General features: G+C 59.0%; 20 protein-coding genes. 10 read left to right on the top strand and 10 right to left on the bottom strand.

Going from position 1 to position 20,591, the window contains the following annotated elements; translation table 11 throughout:
* Positions 1-30: 30 nt before the first annotated feature.
* On the bottom strand, positions 31-1,164 hold the full coding sequence (earP, locus tag M2401_RS02985; protein ID WP_259099424.1) for an elongation factor P maturation arginine rhamnosyltransferase EarP: 1,134 nt from the start codon (positions 1,162-1,164) through the stop codon (positions 31-33).
* Between the two features lie 108 nt (positions 1,165-1,272).
* Here earP and M2401_RS02980 point away from each other — a divergent pair, with 108 nt between their 5' ends.
* The 6 genes from M2401_RS02980 (at position 1,273) to M2401_RS02955 (ending at position 5,177) form a co-directional block, all read left to right on the top strand.
* The gene (locus M2401_RS02980) at positions 1,273-1,665 is read left to right on the top strand and encodes a hypothetical protein (protein ID WP_259099422.1); all 393 of its coding nucleotides are present in this window, start codon (positions 1,273-1,275) and stop codon (positions 1,663-1,665) included.
* Between the two features lie 3 nt (positions 1,666-1,668).
* The gene (locus M2401_RS02975; protein ID WP_259099419.1) at positions 1,669-2,151 is read left to right on the top strand and encodes a GreA/GreB family elongation factor; all 483 of its coding nucleotides are present in this window, start codon (positions 1,669-1,671) and stop codon (positions 2,149-2,151) included.
* A 123-nt stretch (positions 2,152-2,274) separates the two neighbouring features.
* Positions 2,275-2,478: a hypothetical protein gene (locus M2401_RS02970; protein ID WP_259099418.1), complete on the top strand. Its 204-nt coding sequence runs from the start codon at positions 2,275-2,277 to the stop codon at positions 2,476-2,478.
* A 159-nt stretch (positions 2,479-2,637) separates the two neighbouring features.
* Positions 2,638-3,189: a DUF1003 domain-containing protein gene (locus M2401_RS02965; protein ID WP_259099416.1), complete on the top strand. Its 552-nt coding sequence runs from the start codon at positions 2,638-2,640 to the stop codon at positions 3,187-3,189.
* Positions 3,190-3,479: 290 nt separating this feature from the next.
* Positions 3,480-4,019, top strand: a complete 540-nt coding sequence (locus M2401_RS02960; RefSeq protein WP_259099415.1) for a PaaI family thioesterase — start codon at positions 3,480-3,482, stop codon at positions 4,017-4,019.
* A 27-nt stretch (positions 4,020-4,046) separates the two neighbouring features.
* Positions 4,047-5,177: a thiolase family protein gene (locus M2401_RS02955; protein WP_259099414.1), complete on the top strand. Its 1,131-nt coding sequence runs from the start codon at positions 4,047-4,049 to the stop codon at positions 5,175-5,177.
* 281 nt (positions 5,178-5,458) lie between these two features.
* Here the strand turns inward: M2401_RS02955 and M2401_RS02950 are convergent, their stop codons facing one another.
* The 3 genes from M2401_RS02950 to M2401_RS02940 all read right to left on the bottom strand — a co-directional run bounded on the left by M2401_RS02950 (position 5,459) and on the right by M2401_RS02940 (position 9,063).
* Positions 5,459-6,955, bottom strand: a complete 1,497-nt coding sequence (locus M2401_RS02950) for an anion permease (protein WP_259099413.1) — start codon at positions 6,953-6,955, stop codon at positions 5,459-5,461.
* 90 nt (positions 6,956-7,045) lie between these two features.
* A complete protein-coding gene (locus M2401_RS02945; protein ID WP_259099412.1) occupies positions 7,046-8,368 on the bottom strand; it encodes an ATP-binding protein in 1,323 nt (440 codons plus the stop codon).
* Positions 8,365-9,063, bottom strand: a complete 699-nt coding sequence (locus M2401_RS02940; protein ID WP_259099410.1) for a response regulator — start codon at positions 9,061-9,063, stop codon at positions 8,365-8,367. Before M2401_RS02940 ends, M2401_RS02945 begins: the two co-directional genes overlap by 4 nt.
* A 160-nt stretch (positions 9,064-9,223) precedes the next feature.
* Here M2401_RS02940 and dsbD point away from each other — a divergent pair, with 160 nt between their 5' ends.
* From dsbD to M2401_RS02920, 4 genes are all read left to right on the top strand, one after another.
* Entirely contained in the window at positions 9,224-10,978 is a 1,755-nt protein-coding gene (dsbD, locus tag M2401_RS02935) for a protein-disulfide reductase DsbD (RefSeq protein WP_259099408.1), read from the top strand.
* Positions 10,978-11,820, top strand: a complete 843-nt coding sequence (locus M2401_RS02930) for a TlpA disulfide reductase family protein (protein WP_259099405.1) — start codon at positions 10,978-10,980, stop codon at positions 11,818-11,820. The genes dsbD and M2401_RS02930 overlap by 1 nt, the downstream gene beginning before the upstream one ends.
* Positions 11,817-12,590, top strand: a complete 774-nt coding sequence (gene dsbG / locus M2401_RS02925; protein WP_259099402.1) for a thiol:disulfide interchange protein DsbG — start codon at positions 11,817-11,819, stop codon at positions 12,588-12,590. The genes M2401_RS02930 and dsbG overlap by 4 nt, the downstream gene beginning before the upstream one ends.
* A gap of 137 nt (positions 12,591-12,727) precedes the next feature.
* Positions 12,728-13,294 carry a TetR/AcrR family transcriptional regulator gene (locus M2401_RS02920; RefSeq protein WP_259099400.1) on the top strand — a complete coding sequence of 189 codons (567 nt, stop codon included), beginning with the start codon at positions 12,728-12,730 and terminating at the stop codon, positions 13,292-13,294.
* A 22-nt stretch (positions 13,295-13,316) separates the two neighbouring features.
* Here M2401_RS02920 and fabF read toward each other — a convergent pair whose 3' ends face one another.
* The 6 genes from fabF to M2401_RS02890 form a co-directional block, all read right to left on the bottom strand.
* Positions 13,317-14,591 (bottom strand): beta-ketoacyl-ACP synthase II, encoded by a 1,275-nt coding sequence (fabF, locus tag M2401_RS02915; protein ID WP_259099399.1) that lies wholly within the window; start codon positions 14,589-14,591, stop codon positions 13,317-13,319.
* A 212-nt stretch (positions 14,592-14,803) separates the two neighbouring features.
* The gene (locus M2401_RS02910; RefSeq protein WP_259099397.1) at positions 14,804-15,136 is read right to left on the bottom strand and encodes a helix-hairpin-helix domain-containing protein; all 333 of its coding nucleotides are present in this window, start codon (positions 15,134-15,136) and stop codon (positions 14,804-14,806) included.
* Between the two features lie 158 nt (positions 15,137-15,294).
* Positions 15,295-17,289 carry a nucleoside-diphosphate sugar epimerase/dehydratase gene (locus tag M2401_RS02905; protein ID WP_259099395.1) on the bottom strand — a complete coding sequence of 665 codons (1,995 nt, stop codon included), beginning with the start codon at positions 17,287-17,289 and terminating at the stop codon, positions 15,295-15,297.
* A gap of 117 nt (positions 17,290-17,406) precedes the next feature.
* The gene (locus M2401_RS02900) at positions 17,407-18,423 is read right to left on the bottom strand and encodes a glycosyltransferase family 4 protein (protein WP_259099393.1); all 1,017 of its coding nucleotides are present in this window, start codon (positions 18,421-18,423) and stop codon (positions 17,407-17,409) included.
* Positions 18,416-19,396, bottom strand: a complete 981-nt coding sequence (locus tag M2401_RS02895; RefSeq protein ID WP_259099897.1) for an SDR family oxidoreductase — start codon at positions 19,394-19,396, stop codon at positions 18,416-18,418. Before M2401_RS02895 ends, M2401_RS02900 begins: the two co-directional genes overlap by 8 nt.
* Before the next feature lie 52 nt (positions 19,397-19,448).
* Positions 19,449-20,570 (bottom strand): glycosyltransferase family 4 protein, encoded by a 1,122-nt coding sequence (locus tag M2401_RS02890; protein ID WP_259099392.1) that lies wholly within the window; start codon positions 20,568-20,570, stop codon positions 19,449-19,451.
* Between the last annotated feature and the right edge of the window lie 21 nt (positions 20,571-20,591).

Raw genomic sequence — 20,591 nt, 5'->3', positions numbered from 1 at the left:
CGTACAGAGCCTTGATAACAAGGCCGCGTATCATAGCGAATTTCGATAAAACTGTACCAGCGCCTCGACAAGATCCCGCTGAGAAGCCTGTTCCAGACACCAGTTTTCTGCGTGTTTACGCAAGATTGCCTCGTATTCGCTGATCGCCGGCCAGTGCGCCCGCAGATCATTGCCGCCATTCCAGGCCCTCCAGAATCCACTGAGGCCCCTCGCCGCCGCTTCGGGCAGGCCTTTGAGATAGAGCTCAAGGAAGGCGTCAAGCTTGGCCCAGTGGGCGTCGTCGTCCTGTTCATAGATGTGCCAGAGCAACGGCCGAGCGGCCCATTGCGCGCGCACGAACGAATCTTCGCCGCGCACCACATTAAAGTCGCAACTCCACAGCAGGCGATCGTAATCTTCCTGTCGGACGAACGGCATGACCTGCACGGTCAAGGCTCCGCGCTTTTCGATGGCGCCCGCTCGCAAGCCTTCGACACCCAGCCAGCGCTGCAGATCGCCGAGGATCCGCCCCTCGGGCACGATCAGATGGGTGGCGCGCGGATCTTTCACCAGTAAATCTAGCCAGGTGCCCAGAGCAGGGTTTTCATAGGCGAACAGCGAAATTACCCGCGCTCCAGCGTCAGGCACAACACCCAGGCCCAGCAGGAAATTTCGCTGCATTGCCGCGTCCAGCTGAAATGCCTGACGCTGCTCGACCAATGTCCGCTCGCGCAGCAGGCCACCGGTCGTCGGAAGAAAACCGGGGAAGAAGAAGACCTTCTTCAACCCATTGGATTGCGGTGATGGCAGCCCATGGCAACCGGAAACCCAGGCCTCGGCGCTGAGATATTCCAGATTCAGCCACAGCGGCCGCACAGGTCGTTGCAGCATGGCCTCCATATAGGCAGGTGGCAGGCGACAGGCAAAGGCCTCGATCACTACGTCGGCACAGTCCGTCGCGGTCCAGTCCGGCGACCAGCGGCAAACGCTGACACCGTCCTGCCATTGCTGCGCCGCCTCGGCATCAGCCCCCGGACACAAGCGGGCAAACGCCGTCAGGTCGTCGATCCACAGGCGCACGGCCAGATCGTGCTCGGCGACCAATTGCCGGGCCAAGCGCCAGGTCACGCCGACGTCACCGAAGTTGTCGACCACCGAACAAAACACATCCCAAGAAGCTTTCATCCAGGGCTCCTCGTGAAAAATGCCGATTGTCCGTCAGAACAACCCGCAGCCACCAGCCTTATGCTCGTGCGACAATCCGCTTCAACTGCCAACACCAGGAATGCCGCCATGCCGTCCACAAGCCGTCGCGAGCTGAATGTTGCCGTCCCGCCACTGAAACTGATCGGCTGCATCGCCGTCGGTATCTGGCTCGGATTCCTAGCCGTACTGCTGACCTGCGCCCTGCTGTACAAGGCCCTGCCCGCCGCGCAGACCCAGGTCGTGACGAACGCCGTCAGCCAGTTGAGCAAGCCACCGGCACCGCCGCCCGAGCCCGCCAACAGCATGTTCGAGAAATACGAGCAGAACCTGCGTGAGAGCGAAGCCCGCCAGGCCCGCGAGCAGGCCCAGGCCGAGCAGCAAAAAAGCTTCAACGGCCCCAAGTGCAATTTCTGGTTACAGCAGGACCGCACCGCGCCCAGTGAAAAAAGCCGGGCCAATGTCAGTCAGTTCTGCGGATAGACCATGAGCAAGCAAGCCGTTCATCAGTTGATTATCGAAAAACTCAAGGTCGATCTGGACGTCGCCCAGCGTGCCGCCCAGACCGCTTACGAGACTGCAACCCACGAAGAAAATATCGCCGAAAACAAGTACGACACCCTGGGCCTTGAGGCCTCGTATCTGGCGGCGGGCCAGGCACGACGGGTCGAGGAAATCCGCCAGGCGCTGCTGGCCTGGCAACAACTGGGCCTCAAGCCGTTCGATGAGCAGCGCGGCATCCAGAACGGCGACCTGATCACCCTCGAAGACGACGACGGCCACCCCCGCCGCCTGTTCCTCGGCCCCGACGGCGCCGGGCTGAAAGTCCATCTCGACGAGAGCCTGATCACCGTGATCACTGCCCGTGCGCCCTTGGGGCAAAACCTGCTGGGCAAGTTCGAAGGCGATGTCATCGATATCAGCGTCAACGGCAGTCGACAATCCTATGAGGTGACACAGATAGTGTGACCGGCTCTTCATTTGCAGGGTTGCCCGGCTCAAGTTTTTGTGGGTAAGGTGCCGTTGTCGCAAAACAATGGTGACAGGGACTACAGAGCCAGCATTAGGGACTCACAACCAAGGAGATTTTTCATGACAAACGTCATCACCTTTCCTGACGCTCATGAACGAGATCGCCTCAAGTCGAGTGAGCAAGGGTTGCGGTACCTGAACAAGAAAGAGCGGCAACTGATCGATCAGCTGCGTTTGACCAGCCATGCCGGGCGGCAGTACGTCTACGACTACGCCAGCATCATGCAGGTTTCCAGACCGTTGCACCCCGACCCCATCGATTGAAGGCCTGACGGCCACTCTCGATACGCGGTTGCGTCATCTCTCCCTGCCGGGCGGGGACACTTGACTGCGTCCCGCGCATGAAGCTTTTGTCAGCCGGTATCAAGGACGCTGCTGCGAGCCTTATAGTGGCCGCTTGTCCTTGAGCCTTTGGTAACCGTCATGAGCGCCGCAACGCCAGATCCCAGCCAGTCCCCTCGCTCGACCAAGACCGTCGTTGATCATTTGCGCTTCCATAAAGGCCATGCCCATCTGACGCCCACGTTCGGCAATGACGCCTTTGCCCTTAAAGCCGAAGCATTTGCCCGCTTCTTCGGCACACCGACCTTCCTCGGCGCACAAACCCTGCTGGTACTGCTCTGGGTCGGCGCCAACCTGAGCGGGCTGGTCAAGTTCGATCTCTACCCCTTCATCCTGCTGAACCTGGCTTTCAGCCTGCAATCGGCCTACGCCGCCCCACTGATCCTGCTGGCACAAACCCGCCAGGCCGCCCGGGACAAGGCCAATGCCGATGCTGATGCGCAACACCGCGAAGCCTTGGCCGTGGCCAACCAAGAGCGCCTGGCCATTGCCGAGCAGAACTCTGCGCAGATGCTCCAGTTGCTGGAGCAGAACACCCGCCTGACCGAGATGACCAAGTCCCTGACAGAACGCATCGAAACCCTGACCCTGGATATGCACAAGCATTTCGTCAAAAGAGATGGTTCGTGCTGAGGTTGTTTAACTCAATGCTCTGAAGAGACGAACTGTGGGAGCGAATTCATTCGCGAAAAAGATCGAACATCCGCCAAATCCTTATCGCCTGAATTGCCGTCTTCGCGAATGAATTCGCTCCCACAATAATTGGCCCTGGCTAAATCCCCTTTTCTTCCATTGCGGCATGCACGCATGTCGTCGGACATTCATCACTTTTATATTGCACCCATAATAAAAAAAGATAAATTATGCTCATAATCTGAACAGACTCCATCCCTTGCCCAGCAACCCGATAGGAAGACCCGCGCATGCAAACCCTCGACCGGGAAGAAAAGCTCGCCCTGTGGCTTGAAGAAGAACGTCTGATGCGCGCCCGCCTGGGCAAGCCGGGGACTATCACCCTGGCTGAAGTGGCTCGACTGGACCCCAAGGAGTACCTCGACGGTATCGGCCGTGGCGAATATCCCTCGCCGCCCATCGGTGACTTACTGGACTTCATCCCCCTGCACTGGACGCCCGGTCTGTTCGTTTTCCAGGGCACCCCGGATGCGCGGCATTACAACCCTCTGGGCAGCGTCCATGGCGGCTACGCGGCAACGTTGCTGGATTCGTGCATGGGCTGCGCCATCCACACTCAACTCAAGCAGGGCCAGGGCTACACCACTCTGGATCTGCGCATCAGCTATGTCCGCGCCATGGGCGAGAGCACCGGGCCCGTGCGGGCCGAGGGCAAAGTCGTGCACCTGGGCCGCTCCACCGCCCTGGCCGAAGGCCGATTGTACGATGTCGATGGCCGGCTTTATGCCACCGGCACCACCACCTGCATGATTCTGGATATGAACAGATAACCCCCGGACATCCCCTGGAGAACCGCCATGCAATCGATCGTTATCGCTGGTTTCGCCCGCTCGCCTTTCCATTTCGCGAAAAAGGGCGGCCTGATCAATCTGCGCCCGGATGACCTGGCGGCCCAGGTGCTGCGCGGGCTGGTGGATAAGCTCGACCTCGACCCGGCCACCCTCGAAGACGTGATCATGGGCTGCGCCTATCCGGAAGCGGAACAGGGCATGAATATCGCCCGTATTGCCAGCTTGCGCGCCGGTTTTCCCAATACCCTGGGCGGCGCGACCATCAATCGCTTCTGCGGCTCGTCCATGAGCTCGGTACATTACGCCGCCGGGCAGATCCTTCTCGGCGCAGGCGAGGCCTTTCTCTGTGCCGGGGTCGAGTCCATGACCCGGGTACCCATGGGCGGCTTCAATATCTCGCCCAACCCGACCCTGATGCAGGACATGCCCGAGGCGTACATGCCCATGGGCTTTACTGCCGAAGAGGTCGCCAAGCGCTTCGCTATCGGTCGCGTCGAGCAGGAAGCCATGGCCGTGCAGTCCCACGCCAAAGCCGCCAGCGCCCGTGACGCCGGGCTGTTCGTCGATGAAATCGTGCCGATCATCACCCCCGATGGCCTGGTCAGTGAAGACGGCTGCATCCGCCCCGGCACCAGCGCTGAAGGCCTGCGTGGCTTGAAACCAGCCTTTGGCGGTACCGTCACTGCGGGCACTGCCTCGCCCCTGACTGATGGCAGCGCAGCGGTATTGGTCTGCACCGAGGACTTTGCCCGCAATCATGGCATGAATATCCTCGCGCGGATCAAGGCCGTCGCCGTGGCCGGTTGCCCGCCGGAAATCATGGGCATGGGCCCGGTCTACGCCACGCGCAAAGTCCTGCAACGTGCTGGCCTGAGCATCGACGATATCGACCTGGTGGAACTTAACGAAGCCTTCGCCAGCCAGTCCCTGGCCTGCGTGCAGGAGTTGCAACTGGATATGGCCAGGGTCAACCTCGACGGCGGCGCCATGGCCATGGGTCATCCACTGGGCGCGACTGGCGCACGCATTACCGGCAAGGCGGCATCACTGCTCAAGCGTACCGGCGGGCGTTTTGCCATTGCGACCCAGTGCATTGCCGGGGGACAGGGTATTGCGACCTTGCTTGAGGCGGTTTAAATAATTGCAGACACCTCTATATCTGTAGGAGTGGCAGCGGTGTCCCTGACGTCGAGCGGTCGAGCAACAAACACTTGGCAAGGGCAGGAGCCAATCTGGTGGGAGCGAATTCATTCGCGAAGAGGCCAGTGCATTCGACGCATTTGTGTCGTCTGACATATCGCTTTCGCGAATGAATTCGCTCCCACTGGATTTTGGCCATTAAGCAAGTTTTGCGTTGTTTGATAAGTCCGCCTTGAGTTGCGAGATCGTACTCCCGGCTAAAGCCGGTTCTATGGGGCTTACATCCACCCCAACCATTTCCAGTAAGTCAACGCAAAGCCCAGCATCGACAGATAACCGATCACCGTCACCGGTATGCCGATCCTGGCGAACTGACGGGCGGTGAAGGTTTCAGTACCCAGGCAAACCATGTTCTGCGGTGCGTTGATCGGCAGGATAAACCCGTAGCTGACGGCAAACCCCAGCAGCATGGTCATGCCCAGGCGATTGAAATCGCCGGGCAGGGTCTGCAGCACCGCAATCAGGATCGGCAGCATCGCCGAAGTCAGCGCCGTGGCACTGGCGAACCCTAGGTGAATGAGGATCAGGAAAGCGCCAAGAATGGCAAATACCCCCACCTGCCCCACTTGATCCAGCCCGGTATGGGCCACCACCTGGCCGCCCAGCCATTGCCCGGCATGGGTAGTCAGCAGCGCAGTACCCAGGCTGATACCGACACCGAAGACAATCACCGTGCCCCAGGGAATGCGCGACTGCACATCTTTCCAGGTCATCACCCCCCAACGCGGCAACAACAGCACCACTAGTCCGGCGTAGGTAGTGGAGGTAGTGTCGAAGCTATGCAGCTTGCCTTCAGTGGCCCATAACAGCAGCAGCGCCACTGAGACCGTCAGCAGACGTTTCTGCGCGCCGCTCATGGGGCCGAGATCGTTGAGGGATTGCTGGACCGCCTCTTTGCCACCGGCAATGCTGTCGCTCTCCGGCGGCAGCAACTTGAGCACCAACACGACCAGCACCACAGACATGAAGATCGCCCAGGGCGCCCCCGCCACCAGCCAGTCGATCCAGCTGACCCGCTGCCCGAGCATCTTGTCCATGAAGCCGGCTGTCAGCAGGTTCTGCGCGGCGGCGGTCTGGATGCCGACGTTCCAGATACTGGTGCCCTGGGCCACGATAATCATGATCGCGGCAGCGATATTGGAACGCTTGTCGACGCCAAAAGCCGCAATCACTCCCATCATGATCGGCACCACGCAGGCACTGCGCGCGGTGGCGCTGGGCACTACCAGGCTGAGCAGGATAGTGACGGCGACTGCACCGATCATGATGCGCCGGGTACTGGTGCCAATACGGGCCAGGGTCAGCAGGGCGATGCGTCGATCCAGCCCGGTATGGGTCATGGCCGCAGCAATGAACAGCGCCCCCGCCACCAGGGCCAGGGCTGAATTGGAGAAACCAGTCAACGCCATGGTAATGGCCGCGGATGAGCCGTAGATCACCGCAGGATCCTGCAGAGTCGGGGCAGTGCCCAGCAGGAATGCCATGAGCGAGGTAATCATGATCGCACTGGCTTCGTAGGAAACAGCTTCGGTAATCCAGACCACCACCGCAAACGCCAGAATCGCCAGCATGCGCTGGGCTGCCACCGGCAACTCCTGTGGCAATGGCAGGAACAGCACCACCACCAACGCGACAACGGCAATCAGCAGGCCAATGGGCACCTTGGCTCGCGAGGGTGGCTCGGCGGGCAAGACATCGGGGGTATTGGTCTTCACGCTGGCAACTCCTGCACGTTTTATCGCTTGGCGTTGCAGGTTAAGCGGATACCCCCTCCGCCCTGTTGATACGTGTCAAGCACAAGGCTTTCAAGGCTGTTTGCGCAGCGGCAGACACAGCGTCACTCGCAGGCCGTCAGGCTGACTGTCGAAGGTCAGCGAGCCATCGCAACGCTGGACAATCGCCTGCACGATCGCCAGGCCAAGGCCGGAGCCGACACCCTGCCCCTGACGCCAGAAGCGCCGAGTCAGATGCTGCAAGTGCTGCTCAGGAATGCCGGGGCCATGGTCGCGTACGCTGAAGCAGGCCTGGCCGGAAGCAGTGCTCAAGCTCAGCTCGACAGCAGTCTGTGCCGGGGTGTGACGCAGGGCGTTTTCCAATAGGTTACGCAGAGCGGCGATCGCCAGTACCGAAGGTATCTCCAGCATCTGCGTCGACAACGGCTGGGCAACGTGCAGGGCGATGCCCGCTTCGTCCTGGCAGGTATCGTGAATTGCCAGGCGCGCGGCGTCTTCAGCAGTGCATTGCACACCGTCGTCAAACGAAAGGCTGCCTTCGACCCTGGCCAGCAACAGCAGCTGTTCCAGGGTGTGGTGCAGACGGTCCGCACCCTCTTCGGCGTGGGCCAGGGAGCGGTCCCGGGCTTCGCCTTCAGTCATGCGCGCTACTTGCAGATGGGTCTTGATCGCGGTCAACGGGCTGCGCAACTCATGGGCGGCATCGCCGGTCAGGCGCCGCTCCCGCTCCAGGGTCTGGGCGATGCGCTGAAACAGTTGGTTCTGGGTATCCAGCAACGGCTGCAACTCACTGGGCAGCCCCGCGACGTGCAGCGGCTCCACCGAATCGGCACGCCGCCGTTTGAGGGCATCGCGCATGCGGTGCAGCGGCGCCAGCCCCTTGCCGATGCCCAGCCAGAGCAGACCCAGGCTGCCCAACAAGGCGGCTAGTACCGGCAAGGAAGCGGCCAGCAGCACCGAGTTACGCAGTTGATCGCGCTCGGCCTGACGGTCCGCCGTAGTAATGCGCAAGTCGCCAACAACCAGGGTGTAACTGCGCCAGTGCTCACCATCGATCAGTCGGTCGGAAAAACCGGCGTCTTCGCCACTGAGGCTCTGCTCGGGAGACGAGTGATTGCGCGCCAGCAGCTCGCCACGCAACGAATTGACCTGGCAGGCCATGCTACTGACGATGCCGAGTTTTTCCGCACTCAAGGGCGTGTCACCGGCCTGGCCGGGCATGGGCAGTTGCGCCAGCATGCCGCCAACCATTCGCGCCGAGGCGGTCAGGCGCTGGTCGAGGGACTCCATCATCTGATCGCGCAGATCGCAGAGCATCCAGATGCCCGCCGTCAGCCAGATCACCACGAACGCCGAGCCAAGGGTCAGACTCAGGCGCACCCGCAGACTGGTCATCGCTGCCCCTCGCCGCTGGCGCCGTCATCGTCACCCTGGGCGGCACCCAGGCGGTAACCGAGGCCGCGCACGGTCTCGACAATGTTATTGCCCAACTTGCGCCGCAGATGGTGGATATGCACGTTCAAGGCATTGCTTTCCACTTCGTCGCCAAAACCGTAGACGCTGTCCTTGAGTTGCTCGCCGGACAGTACGCGGCCGCGATTATGCAGCAAGGCATGCAGCAACGACTGCTCGCGCCGGGACAGGTCCACCACCTGTCCGGCAAGCAGGGTTTCACGGCTGCTCGGGTCGTAACTGAGGGCGCCATGCTCGATCAGGTTGGTGCTGCGCCCGGCCATGCGCCGGATCAGCGTATGCAGGCGGGCGCTGAGCTCACGCAGATCAAAGGGCTTGAGCAAGTAATCGTCGGCACCGGCCTGCAGGCCGTCGACGCGGTCGGTCACGCTGTCCCGCGCAGTGAGGATCAGCACCGGCAACTCAACGCCCTGCTGACGCAATTGGCGCAGTAGCTTGAGGCCATCTTCGTCGGGCAGACCCAGGTCCAGAACCATCACATCGAAATGCGCCGCCTGCAAGATCGCCCGTGCCGCCGACGCCGTCGCCACGCGGTCGACGGTCAGGCCCTGGGCATTGAGCCCGGCGACAATACCGCTGGCAATCAAGTCATCGTCTTCACAGAGCAATACGTGCATGGCAGAACCCGGAACAAAGAGACAGAGTGGAACGCAACTGGATTAAGGCGCGATTATGACTCATGGCCCGCAGGCACGTGGGTCTGGGATACTGGATGTTAATAAACGGTTAATCTCCTTGTCTCACCCTCTTCGGGACTCTGCTCAATAAGGCTGCTCCATGCGTCGTCTGCTGCTGTTGCTGTTCATCTTTCTGCCCCTGCTGGCCCAGGCAGCCCTGCCGGGCAACGATCCTTTCGCCAAGAAGCCCGACTTCCTCACGGTGGACCAGGCTTTCATCCTCACCACCGAGCGCGCAGACAACGGCGATATGGTGGTCAACTGGCGGATCGCTGACGGTTATTACCTGTATCAGCAACGTCTGAAATTCGATGGTCTCAGTCCGGCGGACAAACCGGTCCTGCCCCAGGGCGACGACCACGAAGACGAGTTCTTCGGCAAACAGCAGGTCTACCGGGAAAGTGTCGAAGTGCGTATTCCCGCTGCCGTGACCGGCCAGGTCAAGCTGGGCTGGCAGGGTTGCGCCGATGCCGGCCTGTGTTATCCGCCGCAGAGCAAGGTGCTCGATCTGGGCAGCGGCAAGAGCGCCACGGCGACGGTTGAACAAAGCGTCGGCCAGGCTCCGGATCAGGCCCTCGCTGGCACCCTGCAACAACGCTCCCTTGGCTTGAGCCTGCTGGCGTTCTTCGGCCTCGGCCTGTTGCTGGCCTTCACCCCGTGCTCGCTGCCGATGCTGCCGATTCTCGCAGGGGTAGTGGTAGGCAGCGGCGCTCGCCCTCGGCGCGGTTTCGCCCTGGCCAGCAGCTACGTGCTGAGCATGGCGCTGGTCTATGCCGGGTTGGGCGTGGTTGCGGCGCTGCTGGGCGGCAACTTGCAGGCAGTGCTGCAACAGCCCTGGCTGCTGGGCAGTTTTGCGGCGTTGTTCGTGCTGCTGTCCCTGCCCATGTTCGGCTTCTTCGAACTGCAATTGCCGGGTTTCCTGCGTGATCGTCTGGAACAGGCTGGACGTCAGCGTCAGGGCGGCAGTCTGCTGGGTGCTGCTGTGCTGGGCGCGCTGTCGGGGTTGATGGTCGGCCCCTGCATGACCGCACCGCTGGCAGGCGCGCTGCTCTACATCGCCCAGAGCGGCAACGCTGTGCACGGTGGTCTGGTGCTGTTTGCCCTGGGCCTGGGAATTGGCCTGCCGTTGCTGCTGGTGGTCACCCTGGGCAACCGTTTCCTGCCCAAACCGGGTGCCTGGATGGATATCGTCAAGGGCGTGTTCGGCATGTTGCTGCTGGCCACGGCGCTGATCATCGCCAGGCCGCTGCTGGCCGAAGCGCTGTGGGTCGGGCTCTGGGGTGGATTACTGCTGATCGTCGCCTTCAGCGCCATTGTCCAGGCCCGTCAACTGCGCCACGGCGCCATGATCTTCGGCCCCGGCGGCCTGATCCTCGGCATCTGGGGCGTACTGATGCTGATCGGTGCCGCTGGCGGCGCCGATGATCCCTGGCAGCCGCTGAAGGTCTATCGCGCTGGCTCCGCAGTCAGCAATGAGAACCATCAAGACGCCTTTATCACCGTCAGCGATCCCCAGGCCCTGCAGCGTGAACTGGATACGGCGCAAAGCCAGGGTCAGTGGGTATTGATCGACTATTACGCGGACTGGTGCGTGTCCTGCAAGATCATGGAAAAACAGGTTTTCGCCAAACCTGACGTACTCGGCGCACTGAATGGCGTGCGCCTGTTGCGTCTGGACGTCACCGCCGACAACGCAGCCAGCCGCGAGCTGCTCGGTCGCTACAAGGTCCCAGGGCCGCCGAGCCTGTTGTGGATCGGCCCTGACGGCCAGGAGCGTCGCGACCGTCGGATTACCGGCGAAGTCGGTGCAACAGCCTTCATCCAGCAGTGGCAGGCGACCCGGGAGCGCGGCTGATGCTCAGCATTGCCATCGGCCCCTTTGCCCTGGCGGTCAACCATCTGCTGTTGCTGCTGGCTCTGGGCCTGGCCTCGGTCGTTGCCTGGTGGAGCGCTCGACGCAGTGGCGCGAACAATCCGGAATCGGTGCAGTTCAGCCTGTTTTTGCTCGGCCTGCTGGTCGCCCGTGTGGCCTTTGTAATCGCCTATTGGTCGCAGTATCGCGACAGCCCCTGGCAGGCCGTGGATATCCGCGATGGCGGCTTTCTCGCCTGGGTCGGCGTGCTGACCATCATCGTTGGCGGCGCTCTGTACGGCTGGCAGCGGGCCAGGTCAAGACGGCCACTGGCGCTGGGCCTGGGTAGCGGCCTGCTGTTCTGGCTGCTCAGCCAGTTGGCGCTGTCTTTCTATCAGCAGGGCGCGGCACTGCCGGACCTCACCTTGCGCAACGCGAATGGCGAGCCCGTGCGTCTGGCCGACTACAAGGGCCGCCCGCTGGTGATCAATCTCTGGGCCACCTGGTGCCCGCCCTGTCGCCGGGAAATGCCGGTTTTACACGCCGCGCAGCAGCAACGCGACGATGTGGTGTTCCTCTTCGTCAATCAGGCCGAGAGCCCCAAGACCGTCGCCGATTTTCTCGATACCCAAGGCCTGGCACTGGATCACGTCTTGTTCGACGACGGCGAACTGGCCCAGCAGGTAGGCGCCATGGCCCTGCCGAGCACACTTTTCTATACCGCCGAGGGGCGCCTGCAAGGCAGCCACCTGGGTGAACTGTCCAATGCCAGCCTGACCCGCGCGCTAGAAAGCGTGACGGGGTCGGCCGCCGCTGTTTCCGCCTCTCCAAGGACCACTCCATGACGCTGACCCGTATTCTGTCGACTCTGGCCCTGGCTGCCATCACCCTGCAAAGCCCGTTATTACGCGCAGCAGAAGAGCTACCGGCACCGATCAAGGCGCTGCAAGCCAAGGGCGCGCATATCGTCAGCAGCTTCGACGCGCCCGGCGGCCTGCGCGGTTACGCCGCCGAGTACAACAAACAAGCGATTGCCCTGTACCTGACCGCCGATGGCGAGCATGTATTGGCGGGCAATCTGTACGACGCCAAAGGCCAGGACCTGAGCCGCGCACCTTTGGAGAAACTGGTATACGAACCGATGTCCAAGGAGATCTGGGCAAAGCTTGAGAAAACCACCTGGATCGCCGACGGCAGCCAGACCGCACCGAAGATCGTCTATCTTTTCAGCGACGCCAACTGCCCGTACTGCAATATGTTCTGGGAACAGGCGCGGCCCTGGGTCAAGGCTGGCAAAGTGCAACTGCGCCACATCATGGTCGGTATCATTCGTGAAGACAGCGCCGCCAAGGCCGCTGCCCTGCTCGCCGACAAGAACCCGGAAGTCGCCCTTACCAAACACGAAGCGGCAGGTCGCGGCAGCACACTGAAGCCCCTGGCCAAGATCCCGGCGGATATCCAGGCCAAGCTCGATGGCAACATGGAGTTGATGAACCAGATGGGCCTGTCCGCCACACCGTCGATCTTCTATCTCGATGACAAGGGCCAGATGCAACAGATCCAGGGCGCGCCCCAGGGCAAGGCATTGGAAGAAATGCTCGGGCCCAAGCCCTGAGTACCGACAGGGCCGAATTCGCACGGCACTAGCTGACCAATGGCAGGCAATGCAGAAAATGAATACTGCATTGCCCCTGTTTTCCATGTGAGAATGTCGCTCAACATTTTACGAATTCTTGCAGGAAGACTCATCGCATGCGTTACGCGGAAGATCATAAAGCCCAGACTCATCAACGTATTCTGCAGGAAGCTTCGGCCCGTTTTCGCCGTGACGGCATTGGCGCGACCGGCCTGCAACCCTTGATGAAAGCACTGGGCCTGACCCATGGCGGTTTTTATGCCCACTTCAAATCCAAGGACGAACTGGTCGAAAAAGCGCTGCGCTGCGCTGTCGATCAATCCAAGGAACGCACCGCGCAGACTCTCGACAAGGAAGACAGCCTCAGCGCCTTTCTCGATATGTACCTGTCCCCGACTCACCGCGACAGTCCGGAAAAAGGCTGCCCGTTGCCGACCATGTGCGCCGAACTCGGCCAGCGTGGCGAACCCAGTGCAATCACTGATGAAATGCTCAAGGTGCGTATCGCCGCACTGGAGAAGACCATGGCCGACAAGCCCGACGCCGATGCCCGCAGCCTGGTCATGATGTCGACCATGATCGGCGCCCTGACCATGGCCCGCAGTGTTCAGGACAAAGCATTCTCGGAGCAGATTCTGAACACCACCCGGGAGTGGCTGAAACAGGACTTCAACAAAGCCTGATCCAGCCCCCCCGGTCATCCCGTCAAGGGTGCCAGCGACGCAACAGCACGCTGGCATTGACCCCGCCAAAGCCGAAGCCGTTGGACAGGGCGTATTCGATATCCATCGGCCGCGCTGCGCCATGCACGATATCCACGCCCTGCGCCGATTCATCCGGATTTTCCAGATTCAGGGTGGCCGGAGCAATCTGGTCACGAATCGCCAGTGCGGTGAAAATCGCCTCGATCCCCCCTGCGGCGCCAAGCAAGTGACCGGTGGCCGATTTGGTCGACGTCACGGCAATCGCGTTCTGCTCGCCAAACACCGATTTGATCGCTGCCAACTCGCCCTTGTCACCGACTTGGGTGGACGTCGCATGAGCGTTGAGGTGCTGGATTTCAGCAGGTTGAATGCCGGCCTGACGGATCGCCGTCTGCATCGCCCGTCGTGCACCGCTGCCGTCTTCCGGCCCGGCGGTCAGGTGGTAGGCGTCGGCGCTGGTGCCGTAGCCGACGAGTTCAACGATAGGTTGCGCGCCGCGGGCCAGTGCATGTTCCAGGGACTCGATGACCAGGATCCCCGCGCCCTCGCCCATGACGAAGCCGTCGCGATCACGATCAAACGGCCGCGAGGCCCGCGCCGGAGTTTCGTTGAAGTCGCTCGACAGCGCCCGGGCTGCAGCAAAACCACCGAGGCTGACGCGATCGATGGCCGCTTCTGCCCCGCCACAAATGGCGATGTCCGCCTCGCCGCACTGAATCAACCGCGCTGCGTCGCCAATGGCTTGCACACCAGCGGCGCACGCCGTTACCGGCGCGCCCAGAGGCCCTTTGAAGCCGTGCTGGATCGAGACATGACCTGCGGCCAGATTGACCAGAAACGACGGGATAGTGAACGGCGACAGACGCCGTGGCCCGCGGGTATCCACTGTGCGTACCGCGTCGGCAATGGCACCGAAACCGCCAATACCGGAAGCAATGATCGTCGCCGTCCGCTCCTTGGCTTCGTCGCTTTCAGGGGCCCAGCCAGCCTGGGCAATGGCTTCTTTGGCCGCTGCCAGGGCAAACAGAATGAAGCGGTCCATCTTTTTCTGCTCTTTGGGCGCCACCGCCGCATCGGCATCGAAACCGGCTTCGGCATCATCCGCGAGCAAAGGCACCGGGCCGCCGACCTTGCCAGGGAGGTCAGCAACAGTTTCTTCCGGTAGTTGGACAATCCCTGAACGGCCTGCCAACAGGCGCTGCCAGACAGCTTCTACGCCACTGCCCAATGGCGTCACCAGACCCATTCCAGTGACTACGATTCGACGTCCACTCACTTGCAACTCTCCTGGGCCATAGCGGCCTACGGGTATAAACTCATAATATTACGACAATAATTTAATTAAATACTATGTCGATGAGCCCATCCTGTGTCAAGGCTGATGACATTTCATCGATCGGATCGGTGTGTGAACCATAGGCGAAAAACGCCCTGAACGAACAAGGCCGATCAAATGATCGGCCTTGCCCAGGAACGAATGAAGCGCTGTCAGTTGATGGATAGTTTGTCGCGATTCTTCTCCAGGATCGCCTTGCCGATGCCTTTGACTTCTAGCAACTCATCGACCGAGGTGAAAGCGCCGTTCTCCTCGCGGTAGGCCACGATGGCGGCGGCCTTGGCGGCACCAATTCCGGTGAGCCCTCGCTGCAGTGTTTCTGCGTCTGCGTTGTTGATACTGAGCTTATCGCTTGCCGGAATCAGGGCAGTCGCACTGACGGCGGAAGCGCTTGCCGGCGCTGGAGCAACCGGTGCCGCATTTACGGCAACCGTGGCGCTGCTGAGAAATGCAAACAACAGGGAGGAAATAAAAGCCTTACGCATAAATGAAGCTCCATCTATCTAATCAAGGTTTAAGTACAACTTTCCAAAGCTGCCCCTGAAAACTAGACCAAGATTAAACCCTGTCAATGAAGCTATAAGTTTCTGCTTATTTCACTTAAACCCACTTACAACCAGGCATATTAATTCACAATTAATATTCAGGACTCCTGACTGCGCTCCTGATATATCCAGTCAACAATCTCTCCATCTGGCGCATAACCATTTACGGTTTCTCGCAGCAACTGCCGGACCGTGGTGTAATCGTCTTCCTCAACCGCCGCCAATAAGCGCGACAACTGGGTTTTCAACAGATCCCAGGACAGGAAGTCTTCGTGGGCGCTCATGATCATCGGATGTTGCGTGGCGACGACATTGTCACCGATCAACAACTCCTCATAGAGTTTTTCACCTGGCCGCAAGCCACTGAACTCGATGGCGATATCACCTTGAGGATTCTTCTCCGAACGGATGCTCAAGCCGGAGAGATGCACCATTTTCTCAGCCAGTTCGACGATTTTCACCGGCTCACCCATATCCAGCACGAACACATCGCCACCCTGCCCCATGGAGCCCGCCTGGATCACCAACTGCGCCGCTTCAGGGATGGTCATGAAATAACGGGTAATGCGTGGGTGAGTCACCGTCAGCGGGCCACCGGACTTGATCTGCTTATGGAACAACGGAATGACCGAGCCCGAAGAGCCCAGTACGTTGCCGAAACGAACCATGATGAAGCGGGTTTTATTGACTTGATAAACCCTGCCCTTGTCACCAAACATGACTGGAGCAGTTTCCCGGCTCAGGGCTTGCAGGACGAGCTCGGCCAAACGCTTGGTGCTGCCCATCACATTGGTCGGCCGCACAGCCTTATCGGTGGAAATCAGCACGAAGTTGGCAACACCCGCCTGCAACGCCGCCTGGGCAGTATTAAGTGTACCGACGACATTGTTGATAACGCCTTCGGCAATATTGTGCTCGACCATCGGCACATGTTTATAAGCGGCCGCGTGATAAACCGTATCGACACTCCAAGTCTTCATCACATCAAGCATCTTCGAGTGATTGCGCACTGACCCCAGAATGGGCAACAACTTGACCGACAATGACTCACGGGCAATACGTTGTTCCAGTTCAGAAAGGATGGTGTAAAGGTTGAACTCGCCGTGGTCGAACAGCAACAGCGTCGTCGGCTTGAGTATCAGAATCTGCCGACACAGCTCCGACCCAATCGAACCGCCAGCACCGGTCACCAACACCGTCTTGCCTTTGATGCAATGCTCCAGCAAGTCGTCCTGGGCAGGCACCGAGTCACGGCCCAACAGGTCAGCGATATCCACTTCCTGAAGGTCATCGACCTTGACCCGGCCCGCAGCCAGATCCATGAAACCCGGCACGCTGCGTACATGCAGCGGGAATCCCTCCAGATAACCTAGGACTTCGCGACGACGACCACGGGTCGAGGACGGGATGGCCAGGAGGATTTCCTGCGCGCCCGTGACATCGATCATGCGTTGAATATGCTTGGGCTTGTACACCTGCAGACCGGAAATAACCCGATTCGAAATCGATTCATCATCGTCAATGAACGCCACCGGACGCATCAGACGTCCCATGCGCAGCGCAGCAACCAATTGATTGCCTGCCGCACCGGCACCGTAGATCGCCACTTTGAGCAAGCCGTCGTCGCGGTTGGCAAACGGCATATGCTGGGCAGCCGAAAACCAGTCGCCGAGAAAATACTGGCGCATGGCCAAACGAAGGCCGCCGATCATGACCATGCTCAACCACCAGTAGTTGAACATGATGGAGCGTGGCACCACAGCCTGATGGTTGCTGTAGGAATACACCACGATACCCAGTATCAAGGCTGAAAGACTGACGGCCTTGATGATGGCAATCAGTGCATCATTACCAAAATAACGCATGACCGCGCGGTACATGCCAAAACGAATGAACAGAGGAATGGCGACAATCGGTGCGCTGATAAACAACCAAGTGTGTTTGTCCAAGGGATTGATCAGATCATCAATCCCCAAGCGAACGACAAATGACATCCAAAGCGCGATCCAGACCAATACAACGTCAGCAGAAACCTGAATTATTCGCTTTTGTCGGCGCGGCAACGCCAATAAAAAAGCTCGTAATCTATTCATGACCCCTTCAAACACCTCTAGTCCTCTCTCTTGCTCCCTCGCCGGAAATACAGGACACCGGCAGCGGCTAAGCAGAATATTGTTGCAATTTATATCAAAAACGAAATGTCCGTACGCTCAAATGCGTTCCAGCTCACCCGCCCGGAATTTAAGGGCCAGGAGGACTAAAGGGAGGTAGGCAATACATACTCCCAAAAGGCCATCACCACCCATGCAGGCTACCCATAGCGCGATGGGAAATAGCCACAGCACGTTGATCAGCCCGACACCCAAAGTAACCGGCAAATGTTTGCCAAAATGGCGTGAAGCAAACTGATAAGCGTGACTGCGATGCGCCTCATAAACCTTGTCCCCGCGCAACAGACGGCGAATCAGAGTCAAGGTTGCATCAACAATGAAGACACCCAGCAGAATCAACCAGGCCCAGAAAAAGCGGGGCTCGGCCCAGGCGCCTTGCAGCGACAGGACTCCCAGCGCGATACCAAGGAAACCACTGCCGGCATCACCCATGAAAATCCGCGCCGGAGGGAAATTCCAGAACAGGAAGCCGGCAACGGCGGCCGCCAGCAACAGTGGCGCCCAGGCCTGATCATTGAAGCCTGTCAGCCCATAGATGACGCCAACCCCACAACACGTCGTAACCGCCTCGATACTGGCAATCCCGTCGATGCCATCCATGAAGTTGTAAAGATTAAGCATCCAGACCAAGTAGAAGGCGGCCAATACATGGCCAATAACGCCCAGATTGATCGAGGCGCCAAAAAGGTTCAGCGGCGCCAGCCCCCCCAACCAGAACAGGGCCCAGGCGGCAGCCGCAAAATGACCGAGCAGGCGCCAGCGGGCAGCGATATGTCCGTGATCATCCATAAAGCCGATGACCGCAACCAAGCCCCCGGCGCCAAGAATTGCGACCACCGCAGACACCGGCATCAGGTGCTGCCAGCCCAGGATCACAACAGCCAGCAGGAAAGCGACAACGATAGAAACACCACCACCTCGCGGTGTAGGAATCGAATGAGAGCTCCGAGCGTTAGGAATATCCATCAGGCTTTTCGACAACGCGTAACGACGAAGCCCGCCCGTCAGAATCAACGACAGAACACCTGCCGAAACAACCCACCACCACTCACTCATCGTTTTTATGTTCCAGGAAATAATGCGCCGTTGCTTTCATTGCGTCCTCCACCCTAACCGGTGGCGTCCAGCCGAGCATCGTACAGGTTTTGCCTATATCGACCTGCAAGGAACCGCACAGACGCTGGGAAAAAGAGACCTTTCCTACAGCTGCTGCGGCAACTTTTAACATCCACATCGGTACAGGGAGCAAACGTGCGGGCTTGTCCAGTGAGCGGGCCATGTGTTGCAGAAGCTCGGTGGTAGACAGATCGTTGCCATCGCTCACCAGAAAAGTCTGGTTGGCTGCGGCCGGATGGTGGATGCAGGTCGCGATAAGATCCACCAGGTTATCCAGGGCAACCAGACTGCGTTTGTTATGGATAGCACCCAGTGGCAGCGCAATACCCTTGTCCAGCCAGCGCATCATGCTGAGGAAATTGGCTTTTACTCCGGGGCCGTACACCAGCACGGGGCGGATGATCACCACTTCCATGCCGGTACGGGCGGCGATTTCACGCAGCCCTTCTTCGGCCTGGGCTTTGGACACGCCATAAGGGTCGCCTGGATTCGTCTGTTGGTCCGCGGTAAAAGGCGCACCAATCTGCGTTGCTTCACCGTTTACCTTGATCGAGCTGATAAAGATAAAGCGCTTTACCCCGGCTGCGGCGGCCTGTTCGGCAAGATTGAGTGTGCCGGCGACATTGACCCGTCGGTATTCGGCTTCCGGGCTGGCGGCTGTGTCGTTCATGACGTGGACGCGAGCGGCGGTGTGGATGACAACTTGGGCATCGGCGACGAAAGGAGTCCAAAAGGTATCCGGTTCCATAGACGGGATTGTCACCACCTCGATGCCACTATCAAGTGCACGATACTCGCTGCGGACGGCAACCCTCAGGGCATAGTCCGAGCGCCCACTCAGATGGCCCACGATCCCACGACCGACAAAACCGGTAGTCCCTGTTATCGCGACTAGCCTTTTGACATAGCTCATAATTCCCTCCCAGAATACGCGGAGGAGATATTTGCTTACCAAATGTAAAAACTCAATCGAAATATGAGAGAAGACGGGCATTGACTTTCTCCGCATCAAAACGCTCTCGTGCTATCGCATAACTTTCCAGGCCCATCTTTTCAATCTTATCTGGGTGCTCGATAAAGTAACGCATTTTCTCCACAAGCGCAGGGACTGAGAACGGCGGAATCAGAAAACCGTTTTTGCCATCTACCACAGTTTCCCGGCAACCAGGTACATCAGTAGTAATAACGGGACGACCAATAGCCATGGCTTCCTGCGTGCTTCTCGGGACGCCTTCACGATAGGAAGGAAGTACGAAAACACTGGAGCGGTGCAACCACTCATTTACATTATTGACATGGCCGGGGTGTATAACAAAACCCTTACTAACTAACTCATCCAGCTCTTGAGTAGATAAAGCTCCTGGATTTTCCTTATCGAGAGCGCCTAACATAAAAAACTTCACAGCCGGGTATTGAATTTTTATAAGTCGGGCCGCGGCGACAAACTCAGCCACCCCTTTTTCGGCTAATAACCGACCGACGAAAATAAAGCTAACCGGGGAAAGAGGTGGAACCGTATAAGGATAGTCTTCAAGATTCAAGCCGATCCCCCCAAGCACAGAGCTTAGTTTTACTTTTATCCTGTGCCTTACCAACAAATCTTTAGCATCATCAGAATTCAATAAAACAAGTCGCTCAGCAAAGCGAAAAGCAAATCGATACAACAGTATTTGTACTCTGCGTAAAAATGCTCTCTTGAGATTATTTTTTCCAGGATGGTCAGTAAATGCATATCCCAACCCCTCCAGCATCACTATGCAGCGATCAACTCCTGCCAGTTTCGCGGCAACAGTGCCAAATATCACGGGCTTGGCGAAGTAACTAAAGACTAAATTCGGCGCGAAAGCTTTTATTATCCTGGCCAATTTCAGGCAATTCCAGAGATCAGCAAGCGGATTCATTCCCGCACGGCTGAATGTATAGTCGACAGGCACGGCGCCCAAGGCAACTACTTTTCGTCGGGTAGCGTCGGAATAATCAATAGCCAGGGCATACACCTGATAACCTCGCAGAATCAACATTGATATCAAATCAGATCGAAAACCCAACACGCCACTCGCGGTGGTTCCTATTAACATAACTCTCATATCAATTTCCGTATCACTCCC

The organism is Pseudomonas sp. JUb42 (genome assembly GCF_024807945.1).
In the GTDB taxonomy this organism is placed as follows: Bacteria; Pseudomonadota; Gammaproteobacteria; order Pseudomonadales; family Pseudomonadaceae; genus Aquipseudomonas.
This window is presented reverse-complemented; position numbering and strand designations above follow the sequence as displayed.

Coding starts and splice junctions, on each gene's coding strand:
- earP (WP_259099424.1), bottom strand. CDS start 1,164: ATGAAAGCTTCTTGGGATGTGTTTTGTTCGGTGGTCGACAACTTCGGT.
- M2401_RS02980 (WP_259099422.1), top strand. CDS start 1,273: ATGCCGTCCACAAGCCGTCGCGAGCTGAATGTTGCCGTCCCGCCACTG.
- M2401_RS02975 (WP_259099419.1), top strand. CDS start 1,669: ATGAGCAAGCAAGCCGTTCATCAGTTGATTATCGAAAAACTCAAGGTC.
- M2401_RS02970 (WP_259099418.1), top strand. CDS start 2,275: ATGACAAACGTCATCACCTTTCCTGACGCTCATGAACGAGATCGCCTC.
- M2401_RS02965 (WP_259099416.1), top strand. CDS start 2,638: ATGAGCGCCGCAACGCCAGATCCCAGCCAGTCCCCTCGCTCGACCAAG.
- M2401_RS02960 (WP_259099415.1), top strand. CDS start 3,480: ATGCAAACCCTCGACCGGGAAGAAAAGCTCGCCCTGTGGCTTGAAGAA.
- M2401_RS02955 (WP_259099414.1), top strand. CDS start 4,047: ATGCAATCGATCGTTATCGCTGGTTTCGCCCGCTCGCCTTTCCATTTC.
- M2401_RS02945 (WP_259099412.1), bottom strand. CDS start 8,368: ATGACCAGTCTGCGGGTGCGCCTGAGTCTGACCCTTGGCTCGGCGTTC.
- M2401_RS02940 (WP_259099410.1), bottom strand. CDS start 9,063: ATGCACGTATTGCTCTGTGAAGACGATGACTTGATTGCCAGCGGTATT.
- dsbD (WP_259099408.1), top strand. CDS start 9,224: ATGCGTCGTCTGCTGCTGTTGCTGTTCATCTTTCTGCCCCTGCTGGCC.
- M2401_RS02930 (WP_259099405.1), top strand. CDS start 10,978: ATGCTCAGCATTGCCATCGGCCCCTTTGCCCTGGCGGTCAACCATCTG.
- dsbG (WP_259099402.1), top strand. CDS start 11,817: ATGACGCTGACCCGTATTCTGTCGACTCTGGCCCTGGCTGCCATCACC.
- M2401_RS02920 (WP_259099400.1), top strand. CDS start 12,728: ATGCGTTACGCGGAAGATCATAAAGCCCAGACTCATCAACGTATTCTG.
- M2401_RS02910 (WP_259099397.1), bottom strand. CDS start 15,136: ATGCGTAAGGCTTTTATTTCCTCCCTGTTGTTTGCATTTCTCAGCAGC.
- M2401_RS02905 (WP_259099395.1), bottom strand. CDS start 17,289: ATGAATAGATTACGAGCTTTTTTATTGGCGTTGCCGCGCCGACAAAAG.
- M2401_RS02900 (WP_259099393.1), bottom strand. CDS start 18,423: ATGAGTGAGTGGTGGTGGGTTGTTTCGGCAGGTGTTCTGTCGTTGATT.
- M2401_RS02895 (WP_259099897.1), bottom strand. CDS start 19,396: ATGAGCTATGTCAAAAGGCTAGTCGCGATAACAGGGACTACCGGTTTT.
- M2401_RS02890 (WP_259099392.1), bottom strand. CDS start 20,570: ATGAGAGTTATGTTAATAGGAACCACCGCGAGTGGCGTGTTGGGTTTT.